General features: G+C 53.4%; 9 protein-coding genes. 4 read left to right on the top strand and 5 right to left on the bottom strand.

Translation table 11 applies throughout. The features are described from left to right. Positions 1–11: 11 nt before the first annotated feature. From HMPREF0636_RS05620 to murC, 3 genes are read right to left on the bottom strand one after another with little or no spacing between them, the layout of a single operon-like run. Positions 12–1,448 (bottom strand): cell division protein FtsA, encoded by a 1,437-nt coding sequence (locus HMPREF0636_RS05620; protein ID WP_044169066.1) that lies wholly within the window; start codon positions 1,446–1,448, stop codon positions 12–14. Next, on the bottom strand, positions 1,445–2,560 hold the full coding sequence (locus tag HMPREF0636_RS05615) for a hypothetical protein (RefSeq protein WP_044169064.1): 1,116 nt from the start codon (positions 2,558–2,560) through the stop codon (positions 1,445–1,447). Before HMPREF0636_RS05615 ends, HMPREF0636_RS05620 begins: the two co-directional genes overlap by 4 nt. Then, positions 2,557–3,939: a UDP-N-acetylmuramate--L-alanine ligase gene (gene murC, locus HMPREF0636_RS05610; RefSeq protein ID WP_044169062.1), complete on the bottom strand. Its 1,383-nt coding sequence runs from the start codon at positions 3,937–3,939 to the stop codon at positions 2,557–2,559. The genes HMPREF0636_RS05615 and murC overlap by 4 nt, the downstream gene beginning before the upstream one ends. A gap of 904 nt (positions 3,940–4,843) precedes the next feature. Between murC and typA the strand changes: the two genes are divergently transcribed. From typA to HMPREF0636_RS05590, 4 genes are all read left to right on the top strand, one after another. Next, positions 4,844–6,649, top strand: a complete 1,806-nt coding sequence (typA, locus tag HMPREF0636_RS05605; protein ID WP_005468525.1) for a translational GTPase TypA — start codon at positions 4,844–4,846, stop codon at positions 6,647–6,649. 34 nt (positions 6,650–6,683) lie between these two features. After that, positions 6,684–7,649, top strand: coding sequence for a capsular polysaccharide synthesis protein (locus HMPREF0636_RS05600; RefSeq protein ID WP_044169061.1), 966 nt, complete (start codon positions 6,684–6,686; stop codon positions 7,647–7,649). A 134-nt stretch (positions 7,650–7,783) separates the two neighbouring features. After that, a complete protein-coding gene (locus tag HMPREF0636_RS05595; protein ID WP_044169060.1) occupies positions 7,784–8,971 on the top strand; it encodes a dicarboxylate/amino acid:cation symporter in 1,188 nt (395 codons plus the stop codon). Between the two features lie 11 nt (positions 8,972–8,982). After that, positions 8,983–9,732 (top strand): inorganic diphosphatase, encoded by a 750-nt coding sequence (locus tag HMPREF0636_RS05590; RefSeq protein WP_044169058.1) that lies wholly within the window; start codon positions 8,983–8,985, stop codon positions 9,730–9,732. A gap of 419 nt (positions 9,733–10,151) precedes the next feature. Here the strand turns inward: HMPREF0636_RS05590 and HMPREF0636_RS05585 are convergent, their stop codons facing one another. Further along, a complete protein-coding gene (locus HMPREF0636_RS05585) occupies positions 10,152–10,880 on the bottom strand; it encodes a YebC/PmpR family DNA-binding transcriptional regulator (protein ID WP_044169057.1) in 729 nt (242 codons plus the stop codon). A gap of 36 nt (positions 10,881–10,916) precedes the next feature. Continuing rightward, positions 10,917–13,391 carry a phenylalanine--tRNA ligase subunit beta gene (gene pheT, locus HMPREF0636_RS05580; protein ID WP_044169056.1) on the bottom strand — a complete coding sequence of 825 codons (2,475 nt, stop codon included), beginning with the start codon at positions 13,389–13,391 and terminating at the stop codon, positions 10,917–10,919. Between the last annotated feature and the right edge of the window lie 796 nt (positions 13,392–14,187).

Here is a 14,187-nt window from a genome sequence, read left to right as displayed (position 1 = left end):
AGTGGTGTGGACTAATCATCTTCTCCCGTGTCAAAGATTTCGGTGAGCTGGTCCTTCACCCGAGAGATCCATGAGGGACGTTGCACACGGCTTTCCTCGCGACTTTCTTCCTCTTCGCCTGCATACTCCTCGGGCAGAGGGTCTGTTTGGTTGTGGAAGGTATAGCCACCCTCGAGTCGCTCTCCGCTCGTAGTCGAGGGAGAAGGGCGTGAGGGCTCTATGGTGGAGAAGGCTGGCTCTGGTCTCTCCTCCATTAGGGTTTCCAAAGGAAGGACTTCATACGACACACCTTCCTTCTTTGCTCCCCAAGCTAGGGCAATGACTGAGGCATATTCCTCCACAAACTCTGGGCTAACTCCCTCTGCGTATACGTCACGCCTTAGGCGGGCTTCGCGGAACTCAAAGCGGAGCTTCCTTAGGGTCTCATAGAAATAATCCGTCCGAGTAACGCCACCAGCCAGTATGAGCCCCTTGGGGACATTTGCCCCGAAGCCTGCCTCATCGATGATGCTGATGACATTCTTCAGAATCTCTCGCACCCGAGCATCGATGTAGCGGTTGATGTCCAGCTGGGAGAACGTCTTGGATTGTCCGCCTGTGGTGGAGGTTGCCTCAATCTGGAGCGTCTTGGAGACGGATGTATTCATCGAGCCATGCTGCAGTTTGAGTAGCTCTGCATCGCTCTCCAGGAGGCGGGTATTCAGGTGGGTCAGATCACGGGTAATATTATCCCCCCCGAGGGGTAGGATATAAAGAGCCGAGAGGAGCCGCTCCTGATAGATGGCAATAGAGGTTGTCCCCCCGCCTATATTGACGTAGGCACAGCCTAAGGCACTCTCCTCTGTGGTGAGGGTTGCCACAGCCTCAGCGATAGGGGTGGGGATGATGCCGAGTAGGCGAAGACCAAGACGCTTCGTGATGGTCTCCTCTACGTTTGTTATGATATTCTGCCGAGCTACGACGAGTTGGTAGGTAGCCTCCAGCTGTCTGCAACGTACGCCTCGAGGGGTGTATTCGCGCTTACCATCGGCACGGTAGCGAGGGTCGGTGACCGAGAGAATCTCCATCCCCGAGTATTTGGCTTGGTTGACTTCGTCCTCTAGGGCCTTGAGGTCATCTTGTGTCACGATACGGCCATCCTCGCCAAGCTGTATGGAGGCGAGGTAGGTCTCTGCATGCATGGACCTACACTCCAGCCCTACATAGACCCCTGTGATGGAGGCTCCATCGGGTAGGGACTCGGAGAGCCTGTCGATGAGTAGACTAATCAGACGTGCCGCCTCCTCGATGTTGTGGATACAGCCCTGACGGATGCACCCATGCGTCGGGATACGATGTGCTGTGATGGGCTCTACTCTCCCATCTGACCCCTTGTAGGCCAGCAGGCCAGAGAGGTAGGAGCTACCGAGGTTAATGACGGCGTAGATGCTGTCCCTTCGTTCGTTCATTTCTTCTTTGTCTGATTGGTTTTTTGCTTCGTGGACTCGGGCTTCTTACTGTCCCTTGCTGGGGCAGGGGTGGAGGTGGTGCCCTTCTTAGGCTTGGGGCGTGCCTCGGGGGCAGGCTTAGGCGTGGGCTTGGAGGGCTTCTTGGGGGAGGAGCTTGGAGGTTTCGGGGAAACCTCTCGTGAGGTTACGGGTGTACCTCCCTTGGGGTTACGGGGATACCTCTCTTGAGGTGCTGGGGATACCTCCCGAGGGGATGTTGGAGCAGGAGCTGTGCTGGGCTGTGGATAGGCCTCGTCACTGCTGAGGCGTACCAGCTCTCCGTCTTCATCTCGAGCAAAGCCCTGGATGCCGTGGCGATCCCGTGCCACTACTTGCCCTTCGTAGTCGAGGTTTACGTAGGCAAAAGCGTTCAAGCCTCGCTTGGGAAGCACAGCTTCGCTAAAGAGCCTCCATTTATGAAGTTTCTCTGCCCAGTTTGGGCTTTTACCCATGATAACACGAGTCGTCCCTACCCGAGGAATGAGGATGACCCCCTGTGTGGCGTCTACATAGATCTGCCCGAAGTAGTCAGCGAAGTAGCTGTCTCGCCTTAGGGTCTCCACGAGGTCATAGACCGCTGTGGTGGCGTAGGGGAGGTCGAGGTCTCCTGAGGCAATGGGTAGGTAGGTTGCGAAGCCTACCCGTACGGGGATTGTCCCTCTACCCTCGGTGACGTAGTGGCTTTGCCCCTTCCGATCCTGCACGATGAATAGAGGATGTTTTTCCCGAAGGCGAATCTGCACCGATGCCGAAGCGGGAGAGACGAAGGCCTCGACACGCTCATAGACGGGTACGGCTCGCAGTACACGCTCTACACGGCGTAGGTCGATGGAGTCGAGTCGTTTGCCCTTGAGCAGGACTCCGTGGTGGGTGAGTTCATCCAGCACCCCTTCTGGAGGGAGGAAGAGCGGTTCACCACCTCCTCGCGCCTCTATGTGTATGTCCACACGCTGACAGCGCACCCCGGAGCCCTCTCCTCGTGGAGTACTGAGCATGAAGTACACGAGGGCAAGGAGGGTTACGAGGGCGAGTATCCCGATGATGCTGTTTTTGATGAGCCGTGCCTTCCTCATAGTCTGGTGCGTATCCACTCTGCTACCTGGGGAACAAGTCTATCGATGTCGCCTGCCCCGACCATGAGGATCACTTCGGGTAGTTTACTCTGCTCTTTGAGGAAGGGAAGTAGGTCAGCCTTGGACAAGACTTGCACCTTCGCCCGATGCATTTCCCCTGCGATTAGCTCGGATGTGACCCCTGGGATGGGGCGCTCTCGGGCAGGATAGATGTCCAGCAGGATGACCTCATCTAGTGTGTCAAGTGCCTCGGCAAATTCCCGATAGAAGTCCTGCGTCCTGCTGTAGAGGTGTGGCTGGAAGACCCCGAGGATGTGCCTACCAGGGTAAAGCTCCTTCACAGAGCGAATGCTCGGGGCTAGCTCGTGTGGATGGTGGGCGTAGTCATCGATAAGTACACACTGGGGGGTATCGATGACTCGGTCGAAGCGGCGGTGTACCCCACGGAACGAGGCTACGCCTGCCTGTAGCTCCTCTTCGGTAGCCCCTACGAGGAAGGCTACGGCCATAGCCGCCACAGCATTCTCCACATTTACCAGTAGGGGTACACCGAGCTCTACACGGAGCTGTCCTGCTGGTCGCCCCTCAAGTGCTGGGTAATGCCAAGTGAAGAAGAGCTTCCCCTCTGCTACATGGATATCTGTCGCCCTAAAGTCGGCTTCCTTGTCCTCTAGTGCATAGGTGTAGAGGCGTGTACCTGGTTGCAATCGGGGCGTCATGGGGATGCCCTTCTTCATCACCAATGCTCCCTCAGGGGAGATGAGCGAGGAGAAGTGCTCGAAGCTCTCCCGATAGGCCACTGCCGTATGGTATATATCCAGATGGTCGGGGTCTGCCGAGGTGATGATGGCGATGAAGGGGGAGAGGTGGTGGAAGGAGCGGTCGAACTCGTCCGCCTCTATGACAGCGTAGTCGCTATGCTCAGAGAGGAGGAAGTTTGTCTTGTAATTATTGGAGATCCCGCCGAGGAAGGCATGGCAGTCTACGTGGCTCTGTCGTAGGAGGTGTGCTAGTAGGGTCGAGGTGGTTGTCTTGCCGTGTGTCCCTGCGACACAGAGCCCCCGCTCGCGACGTGTCAGTTCACCCAGTAGCTCGGCACGCTTGATGACCCGATTCCCTTGCTCTCGGAAGAAGCGTAGCTCTTTGTGGTCTTGGGGTACGGCAGGTGTATAGACCACCAGCACATCAGGAGAGCGGAAGGCGGTAGGGATGCTCTGAGGGTCATCCTCAAAGTGTACGCTTGCTCCCTCTTGTACGAGAGCATCGATAAGGGGGGAGGGGGTGAGGTCATATCCTGCTACTTGGTCGCCCTTGCTGAGGAAGTAACGTACCAAGGCACTCATGCCGATCCCACCGATGCCGATGAAGTATAATTTCATTTTACACCTCTGTATATTATCGTTTAGCACAAAGATACAAAAGAAACGCCCAAGTCCCTACATTTTAGGGGATAAGCTCGGTGTTTTCTCTCCTTTTGAGAGCAAAGCCTATTTGGGTAAAGCTGCACAAGATGAATGGGGTGTCTTCCCTTCCCTTTCCTGCCTCTCCTCATTTCGCCTCTCTTGGGGAGGTACGCTCCGTATGCGTGGCAAAGGAGCGAAAAGCAAGTAGGTCATGCCTCTCATCTCATCTGAGGAAGCATGACCTACCCTATTGGGGGAGCCACGAGCGGATAAAGCGAAAACTCCTATGAATAGGATTTGAGCGCCTTGATACCTTTGTAATCTACTGTATCCCTCAGCGTGTGAGGGAGCGAGAGCCGAGGCTCTCGTTATAGCCCGCCATTAGTACCTCGGTTTGTCTCGGTTTTCTATAATTGTACGATGAGTTTCCCTATCGACACCGTGGCTCTATACTTTTTCTTACCAGCAAAGGTAGCTTTTTCTAACAAATAAAGCAAATCATAACACTTTGCTTATCTGAGAGTGCTTCTCCTGCTCTACTTGGGTTCCCTTAGGGTCTTTGTTTGTTATTTTGCTTTTTCTTTTCCCCGCTTATCTAAGCTCTCTTTATTGCCTTTTTCAGCCTACGTCCTGATAGGGGGTGCCACTATGTCTCGGGAGGTACCCTCGATACCTCCCGAGAGGTTACGAGGGAAACTCATCTGAGGTTACGAGGGTACCTTGAGGGAGGTTTCCCCGTAACCTATTGGGTGGCAATCAGGGAGGAAGGCGAGGCCTGGTAGGGGTAAGCTAGGGGAAAAGGTTGGGGTGCTCGGGCGAAAGGAGTGCGCATATTTGACTACCTTTGCGCTCGTAAAATAGATGACTTTTAGAGAAGAAAATGCAAGACATTCGCAATATAGCGATTATCGCACATGTGGATCATGGTAAGACCACCCTTGTCGATAAAATGCTCCTAGCTGGCAAGCTATTCAGGGATGATAAAGCTGCCGAAGTGGATACCTACCTCGATAATAACGACCTCGAACGTGAACGAGGAATTACCATCCTATCCAAGAACGTAAGTATCCGATACAAGGACGTAAAGATCAACATCATCGATACGCCAGGTCACGCTGACTTCGGCGGTGAGGTAGAGCGTGTGCTTAACCTTGCCGACGGGTGCCTTCTCCTCGTAGACGCCTTTGAGGGGCCGATGCCTCAGACCCGCTTTGTCCTGCAAAAGGCCATTGAGATGGGCTTGAAGCCAATCGTGGTGATTAACAAGGTCGATAAACCTAATTGCCGTCCTGCCGAGGTAGAGGATATGGTCTTCGACCTCATGTTTAGCCTCGGTGCTACGGAGGAGCAATTGGGTTTCCCAACGATCTACGGCTCAGCTAAACAAGGCTGGATGAGTACGGACTACAATCACCCGACAGAGGATATAACGATCCTACTCGACACCATTATCCAGCATATACCTGCCCCGACACAGATTGAGGGGCCAGCCCAGATGCTCATCACCTCACTCGACTACTCCTCGTATGTGGGACGTATAGCTGTGGGGCGTGTGCACCGGGGGACGTTCTGCGAGGGTCAAGAGGTTGCCCTCTGCAAGCGTGACGGCTCGACGACGAAGATGCGCATTAAGGAAGTCAATATCTTTGAGGGGCTTGGGCGTACGAAGGTGGAGCGTGTTTCTTCGGGAGACATCTGTGCTTTGGTTGGCATAGAGGGCTTTGAGATTGGAGAGACGATTGCCGATAGCTCCTGCCCAGAAGCTCTCGAGACCATCGCCGTGGATGAACCAACCATGAGCATGCTTTTCACGATAAATAACTCGCCTTTCTACGGGAGGGAGGGGAAGTTCGTCACCTCACGCCATATCCACGATCGCCTGATGCGTGAGCTGGACAAGAACCTTGCCCTGCGTGTAGAGCCCGCCGAATCTGCCGATAGCTGGATCGTATATGGTCGAGGAGTCTTGCACCTCTCCGTCCTCATCGAGACCATGCGTCGTGAGGGGTATGAGTTACAGGTAGGTCAGCCACAGGTGATCCTGCATGAGGTGGATGGCGTACGCCACGAACCCGTGGAGCTACTGACGGTGAACCTGCCCGAGGAGTCCGCAAGCAAGATCATCGATATCGTCACACGTCGCAAGGGTGAGATGACGATGATGGAGACCAAGGGAGACCGTGTCTTCCTCGAGTTTACCATTCCTTCTCGAGGGATTATAGGACTAAACAACTATGTACTTACTGCTTCTGCTGGGGAAGCGGTGCTGGCACATCGTTTCCTAGAGTACCAGCCTTGGAAGGGGGATATTGAGCGCAGAAGCAATGGCTCCATCATTGCGCTAGAGACAGGGACTGCCTACGCCTACGCCCTGAATAATCTACAGAGCCGTGGTCGCTTCTTTATCTCGCCACAAGAGGAGGTGTATGCCGGTCAGGTGATCGGTGAGCATACCAAGGAGGGCGACCTAGCAGTGAATGTATGTAAGAGCAAGAAGCTAACGAACATGCGTGCCTCTGGTAGTGATGACAAGGTATCGCTTGCTCCGCCCGTAGTCTTCAGTCTAGAGGATGCGCTGGAGTACATTCGCCCAGATGAATACGTCGAGATCACTCCGCAGTCGATGCGCATGCGCAAGATCATCCTCGATGAGACCGAGCGCAAGCGTCAGAGCCGGCAGAGCTAAGGAAATCTCAATACACAGCTGAACTAACTATCCCATGGCGTCTCTCTTCATTCGTGCCCTGCAACGGGTGCTTCCCCAGACCCTTTGGCTTAACCTTCGCCAGAGACCCATTATAAAGCAGCATGAGCGAGTGGCTCGCTACTGGCAACCCCTCATCGCTAAATGGCAAGAGGGGAGGCTCCCGCACTATGAGCTAACTCCCAAGAAAGACTTGCCAAGAGATAAAGTGATTTGGCAATACTGGGGGCAGGGCATCGCAGAGGATAGTCTGCCCGAAGTGGTGAAGCTATGCTTTGCCTCTGTCGATCGCTATCGTGGGGAGTATCAGGTGATTCGTCTCTCAGATGATACCATTGGGGAGTACCTTGATGTCCCCGAGTTTGTATGGGAGAAGCTAAAGGGAAATGATGCTTTCACGCGTACGTTCTTCTCTGACCTTCTTCGCCTGATGTTGCTCCATACGTATGGGGGCGTTTGGCTGGATGCAACGGTGCTACTCTCAGGTGACCTCCCAAGGGAGTACCTAGAGATGGATTTCTTCGCTTTTCAGCGTGACGATGCCGAGAGGGACAAGGCTCTGTGGCGCAGTACCTACTATTCCTATTATGGATGGGGTAGGGGATACCGAGTGCGACTTCTAAATAGTATCCTCTTCGCTAAGAAGGGTAGTCGTGTCATAGATGCAATGCTGGATCTGCTCTTGTACTATTGGGAACATGAAGAGGATATCCTGGACTACTTCTTCTTCCAAATCCTTTTCTATGAACTGGTGCAAGAGGGACCTCTTCGAGCGGAGAACTGCCCAATCGTCAGCGACTGCTTCCCGCATGTCGTGCAGAAGAAGCTCTCATCTCCGAGCTACAATCGATACAGTTTCTCAGAGATTCTGACGAAGCTACATCTACATAAGATGTCCTATTACAACGAGGCAACTCTACGGCATCTGAAGGATATTCTTTGCAAGGAGCTACCAGAGCTGAGTCCGAGTATCTTGAGCTAAGAGGTCAGTATAGAATCGGCACACATACCTCGAAGGGTATGTGTGCCGATCTTCTATAAATGCTTGGATGGGATAGGTAGAAATAGCTACCTTAGAGCCACAAAGACTACACTAAATGAAAACTACTAGTTCCGATGAAAAGGATTAAGATCAGTCTCCTGGGGCGCATAGCTATTGCGATTATCCTTGCTCTGCTCTTGGGCTATGCGATGCCAGCATGGGTAGGACTTACTATTCCGAGCTTCATTACACGATGTTTCCTGACGTTTAATGCCATCTTTGCCCAGTTCTTGGGCTTCGTTATCCCGCTGGTCATCCTCGCACTCGTGGCAGAGGCAATTGGGAGTATTGGGATGAAGGCGGGTAGGATGCTCCTCATCACCTTAGCGATTGCTTATGGCTCAACGGTCTTCTCGGGTTACTTGGCCTTCTTGACGGGAAGTGCTGTTTTCCCTCGGCTCATTACTCCAGAGCCGAGTGCGCAGATGGAGGGAGCTTCGGCTATGCTGAGCCCTTATTTCACGATCGATATGCCCCCTGTGATGGGGGTGACGACGGCCCTTATCCTTGCCTTTATCCTCGGGCTGGGTGTGGCACGGGGTAGGGCGGAGACGCTACGCGGGCTGATCGTAGATGTGAAGAACATCATCACCGACATCATTGAGTACGTGATTATACCGCTTTTGCCGCTGTATATCTTCGGCGTATTCCTAGGGATGACGGCAGACACACGGGTGCTGGATACGCTCGTGTCGTTTGCGAAGGTAATTGGAGTGATTTTCATTCTGCACGTCTTCCTGCTGGTGTTGCAGTACGTGCTGGCTGGTGTGATAGCGGGGAAGAATCCCTTCCGTAGCCTCGGGAGGATGCTCCCTGCTTACTTTACCGCCTTGGGGACGGCGTCCTCGGCCGCAACCATACCCGTTACGCTAGCACAAGCTCAGAAGAACGGTGTGAGCGAAGAGGTCGCCTCCTTTGTTATCCCTCTGTGCGCTACGATTCATCTCTCGGGGAGCATGCTGAAGATCGTCTCGTGCGCCCTTGCGCTGATGGTTATGACGGGATTGGGGTACGATGTGTCGCTTTTCACGGAGTTCATCCTCATGCTGGGCATCACGATGGTGGCAGCTCCTGGCGTACCTGGTGGCGCAATCATGGCGGCGTTGCCTATCCTGAAGGGGACACTGGGCTTCGACGACCCTCAGCTCGCACTGATGATCTCACTGTACATAGCGATGGACAGCTTCGGTACAGCGTGCAACGTCACGGGTGATGGGGCAATCGCAATGGTCGTGGATAGGCTCTCTGGGAGGAAGAAGTAAAAGCAAGCTAAATGAATCAACCAAACAAAATACAAGAAGCTATACACGCCTACCGCACGAGGCATCACCTGGCTGGGGTGCAACCTCTGCGTGCGGTGCTCTTCGATATGGATGGCGTCCTTTTCGACTCGATGCCTGCGCATGTTCGCTCGTGGACGGAGGCTGCTCGTGAGGTTGGGTTGCGGATGTCCTCGGAGGATGTCTACTGGTTCGAGGGGCAGACAGGAGGCTATACTATCAATCTCCTTTACGAGCGAACGTTCGGAAGGAAGGCCACCGAAGAGGAGCGAAAGTACCTCTATGCGCGCAAGACCGAGCTCTTTGTCGCCTACGACTCTGGGGCGGTGCTTCCTGATGTGGGGCTGGTGCTGGAGGGTGTCCGGGACTTAAAGCGGTTAGTCGTCACGGGCTCTTCGCAAGCCTCGCTACTGGATCGCCTAGACGTTGCCTTCCCCAATACATTCACGCCCGAACTGACGGTCACGGGCAAGGACGTAAGCAAGGGCAAACCAGATCCCGAGCCTTATCTCATGGGGCTGAAGCTGGCGGGCGTCTCTGCCTCCGAGACTTGGGTCGTAGAGAATGCACCGATGGGTGTGCGCTCGGCTGTCGGGGCTGGTATCTTCACGCTCGCCGTCAATACGGGGCTACTACCCGATACGGCGCTCTTGGATGAAGGTGCAAGCCTCGTCTTCCGCTCGATGACGGAGCTAGCAGAAACGCTTCCCCTGCTCCGCTCGTGCTGGGAAGCGGAAGGCTAGCTGGTTTGCTTGTGAAAAACCTAATACTTACGGAAGGCTTTCTCCACATAAAAGTCTGGAGAGAAGCCTTCTCCCAAAGCCTTTAATTAAGGGTTCAAACTTTAAGCTCAAGGCATCCATTCGCGACCAATATACCTCGCATTTGCGAGGTATATTGGTCGCAAACGCGAGGTATATTGGTCGCGAATGCAAGGTATATACGGTGCAAACGCACCCAATATAGGGTGCAACTGCACCGTATATACCTTGCAAAAAGTAGGATTGATGAGCCTAGTTTTTAGCATGTGTTTCACCCGCCCAGCAAGGAAGTGAATGGTGTGAAATTCAGCCTAAATAGAGGAAAGCCATCCTCATTAAATGCATTGCGCCCCCTACCAGCACGTGGCTAGTAGGGGGCGCAGATTTCTTTGAGAAAAGCGTTAGGCTTCGTCTTCTTCCTCCTGCATATTGGTGAAGACATTCTGCACGTCCTCGTCCTCCTCGAGCTTGTCGATGAGCTTGGTGAGCGTCTCACGCTGCTCGGCGGTGACAGGCTTGGTGTCGTTCGGCAGACGGACGAACTCGGCCGAGGTAATCTCGTAGCCGGCACTCTCTAGGTAGGACTGGATCTGGGCGTTGGCGGAGAATGCACCGTAGAGGATGATCTCGTTGTCGTCTTCCTCCAGCTCGTCTACGCCGTAGTCGATGAGTTCGAGTTCGAGCTCCTCGAGGTCCATGCCTTCCTTCTTGGTGATGTGGAAGATGCACTTGTGGTCGAAGAGGAATTCGAGGCTTCCTGAGGTGCCGAGACTGCCCCCGAACTTATTGAAGTAGCTACGGACGTTGGCCACGGTGCGGGTGGTGTTGTCGGTGGCTGTTTCGACGAAGATGGCGATGCCAAAGGGGCCGTAACCCTCGTAGTTCATTTCCTTGTAGTCGGAGAAGTCTTTGGATGTTGCCTTCTTGATGGCACGCTCGACGTTCTCCTTGGGCATATTCTCCTTCTTCGCAGTCTGCATGAGCACACGCAGACGAGGGTTGGTCTCAGGCTCTGCTCCACCGGCCTTGACAGCGATGGTGATTTCCTTGCCGAGCTTCGTGAAGACTCGTGCCATATTCCCCCAACGCTTCATCTTGCGCGCCTTGCGGTATTCAAATGCTCTTCCCATGTTTAATATTGTAGTTACAATTGGTAATTCTTGTCGTTATCGTAGCTCCGCCCCGAACGTGTCCTTGAGGGACGTTTGGATCTTTGCCATGATGGCGTCGATTTGCTTATCGCTCATCGTGCGCTCGGTGTCCTGCAGGGAGAAGGTGAGGGCGTAGCTCTTTTTCCCCTCGGGCAAGTTCTTCCCTTCGTATACGTCGAAGAGGGTAACGTCCTTCAGCAGTTTCTTCTCTGCTCGGCGTGCCACCTCTGCCAGCTCGGCGAAGGTCACTTCCTTGCCGATGAGCAACGAGAGGTCACGGCGCACGATGGGGAACTTCGGTAGGTCGCTGATGACGGTCTTCACTCGCTCCGCAAGGCGACTGAGAGCTGTCCAGTCGATTGAGGCGAAGTAAACGGGTAGGTCGATCTCCCAGCGCTCCACGAGACTCTGTGCAACACGTCCAAGGATAGCAATCTGCTTGCCGTCGTGTGTCGTCCACGTGAGTGCCTTCCCTGCGAAGATGTCTTCTTCAGAGAAAGCAACCTTTAGGGATGAAGGGCTTATCCCCAGTCGATCGAAGAGGTGAAGCACATGCGCCTTTAGCTCGAAGGGCGAGGCCGTCTCATCAGGGTGCGCCCAGCTATTCTGTATGTGTTCCCCTGCGAGCCACAGCCCGAGGGTCTCGGTCTCTCTATAGCCAGCAAGCGTCTTGGTAGAGGCAGGGATGCTGGAGTCTGCCGTGTAGCAATTCCCCCACTCATAGTAGTAGAAGCTCTTTTGCTGACGGCGTAGATTACGGCTGATGGTGGATAGCCCGCCGAAGAGGAGTGTCTGACGTAGGACGTTTAGTTCTCCACTAAGCGGGTTGAGTAGCTGAACGAGCTTTTCCTTAGGGAAGGAGGTAAGCCCTTCGTAGTAGCTCTCTGAGGAAAGGGAGTTGTTGAGTAGCTCGTTGAAGCCTGCACCCGTGAGCTGCTCAGAGAGCAAGAGGCGTCGGTTGTACGCTCTGTCTACCTCGCTCTGCGCACTGAGGTTGGCATGGATGTATCCGCTGAGCTCCACACGGTTGTAGCCGTAGATGCGTAGGATATCTTCGATTACATCGACCTCGCGTGTGACATCTATGCGGTAGCGAGGTACACGTAGTTGCCAGAGGTCACCCTCTTGCTTCACGATTTCGATCTCCAGCTGATTGAGGATGCGTTTGACGTCCTCTACTGGGATCGCTAGCCCGAGTAGACGTGTCATCCTGTCTAGGCTTAGCTCCACCTCATAGGGCTTCGCTACCGTGGGATAGTGGTCAAATACCCCGCCATCGACATAGCTACCAGGACAAAGGTCTAGAATGAGTTTGCTTGCACGAAGGAGTGCCCACTCTGTATTGTTCGGATCAAGGCCACGCTCGAAGCGGAAGGAAGAATCACTACTAACCCCGAGGCGACGTGCCGTCTTGCGCACAGATGAGGCATTGAAGTTCGCGGACTCTAGGAATATATCTGTTGTTGCTTCTGTCGTACCTGAGTTGAGGGCCCCCATGACACCTGCCACGCAGAGCGGAGTATGGTCGCTAGCAGAGGCGATGATGAGATCATCTCCGGTGAGGCTTGCCTCGCTGTGGTCGAGGAGTGTTACCTTCCCCTCGCTTGCTAGGCATACACGTAGCCCGTCCTTCCCCACTTTATTAAGGTCATAGGCGTGTAGAGGCTGACCGAACTCGTGTAGCACAAAGTTTGTGACGTCTACTACATTGTTAATAGGCTTTAGCCCCAAGGTCTCTAGTCGACGACGAAGCCACTCTGGGCTCTCTGTAACCCGAACGCCCCTGATGACTACCCCTTCGAAGCGAGGGCAGAGCTCCTTCGTAACATCTACTTGTACGGCTACGGGACAAGCCCCTGATGGGCGTGCTAATATCTCGGGACGTGTTGCTTGGACGGCCTGCTTTGTCTGTACCGAGAGGTAAGCGGCTAGGTCTCGAGCTACGCCATAGTGTGAGGTTGCATCTACTCGGTTGGGGGTAATGTCCACCTCGAGTACATAGTCAGAGGTGACGCCAAAGTGCTCAGCTGCAGGCATGCCAACGGTGATTTCATTGGCATCAAGGAGTATGATCCCGCTATTGTCTTTCCCTATACCAATCTCCACCTCACTGCAGAGCATCCCGAAGCTCTCCACGCCTCGTATCTTGCTTTTCTTGATGGTGAAGGTTTCGTCACCCGAGTGAAGGATAGTACCTAGGGTTGCTACAACGACGCCCTTGCCTGCTGCGACATTGGGTGCGCCACAGACAATCTGTAGAGGAGCATCAGCTCCGATGTCCACTGTCGTGACGTGCAGGTGATCGGAATTCTCATGTACGTCACAGGTGAGGACCTTCCCGATGACAAGTCCTTTGAGCCCGCCAGGGATGGATTCCACCTGTTCGATACTACCGGTCTCTAGTCCGATAGAGGTTAGTGCGGCGGCGACTTCCTCGGGGGTAAGGTCTGTCGACACATAGCTTCGTAGTAGGTCGTAGGATATATTCATTCGTCTCCTCGTGTCTATATATAATAATGTAGGGATACCCTTAATTAGGCTACAAATGTACGAAAAGCCCCTTATAGTGCTTTAATTAGCTCCCTTGTATCTATCCCTTGTATCTAATTGTAATGCTTAGCTCGCCATGTGACACCCTCATTTTTTCTTTTGCTAAGGGTTTTATATTTGGCTTGTAGTCAATCGGTTGTCCAGCTCTCCCAAAGAGGTGATTACGAGTTGTGGTAACTCGCTTTAACGAGTTATGGTAAGTCGCTCAGACGAGTTACGGTAAGTCGTTGTGAAGAGTTATGGTAAGTCTCCGAGACGAGTTATGGTAACTCGTGGTGAGTGCTTTTGGGTTGCTTGTAATCGTTTGATTATTAGTTTTTTTTGTGTTTATGTTGTTCGGGAGGGAAAAAGGTAGTGTCAGACGGGAGTCGTGTATGCCATAGGTGTATCGTCCTTCTCCTATTCGTGGAGTGCATGGACTTATGGCAACTCGTCTCTACTCATTATTATATAAGGGGTATACCTCTTCATAAAGCCAGTAGTATCTATTTGCTTGCCCTTGTCCCTTCTTCTATTTGGAGATGTTGTTGTAAAAGCACTACCTTTGCCGTCACGATCTTGCTGGCGGGTTGTTAGAGGTGTCTGCTGGGATTCTCTATTGCGAGTAGCCATTTTTGGGAGGCAGACTGATTAGTCTTTAGCTGGAGACGCATTAGACAATTTGCGGATTGTTTTGGTAGTTTAGAAAAAAGCATTACCTTTGCAACCGCAAAAGCGAGGAAGCCTGTTTAGTCAG

This window comes from Porphyromonas catoniae ATCC 51270 (assembly GCF_000565015.1).
GTDB lineage: Bacteria > Bacteroidota > Bacteroidia > Bacteroidales > Porphyromonadaceae > Porphyromonas > Porphyromonas catoniae.
The sequence above is the reverse complement of the archived record's forward strand: the minus strand, read 5'-3'. Positions and strand labels throughout refer to the sequence as shown.

Excerpts from the sequence above, each read along its gene's own strand:
- typA (WP_005468525.1), top strand. The coding sequence starts at position 4,844 with ATGCAAGACATTCGCAATATAGCGATTATCGCACATGTGGATCATGGT.
- HMPREF0636_RS05620 (WP_044169066.1), bottom strand. The coding sequence starts at position 1,448 with ATGAACGAACGAAGGGACAGCATCTACGCCGTCATTAACCTCGGTAGC.
- HMPREF0636_RS05600 (WP_044169061.1), top strand. The coding sequence starts at position 6,684 with ATGGCGTCTCTCTTCATTCGTGCCCTGCAACGGGTGCTTCCCCAGACC.
- HMPREF0636_RS05615 (WP_044169064.1), bottom strand. The coding sequence starts at position 2,560 with ATGAGGAAGGCACGGCTCATCAAAAACAGCATCATCGGGATACTCGCC.
- HMPREF0636_RS05585 (WP_044169057.1), bottom strand. The coding sequence starts at position 10,880 with ATGGGAAGAGCATTTGAATACCGCAAGGCGCGCAAGATGAAGCGTTGG.
- HMPREF0636_RS05590 (WP_044169058.1), top strand. The coding sequence starts at position 8,983 with ATGAATCAACCAAACAAAATACAAGAAGCTATACACGCCTACCGCACG.
- HMPREF0636_RS05595 (WP_044169060.1), top strand. The coding sequence starts at position 7,784 with ATGAAAAGGATTAAGATCAGTCTCCTGGGGCGCATAGCTATTGCGATT.
- murC (WP_044169062.1), bottom strand. The coding sequence starts at position 3,939 with ATGAAATTATACTTCATCGGCATCGGTGGGATCGGCATGAGTGCCTTG.
- pheT (WP_044169056.1), bottom strand. The coding sequence starts at position 13,391 with ATGAATATATCCTACGACCTACTACGAAGCTATGTGTCGACAGACCTT.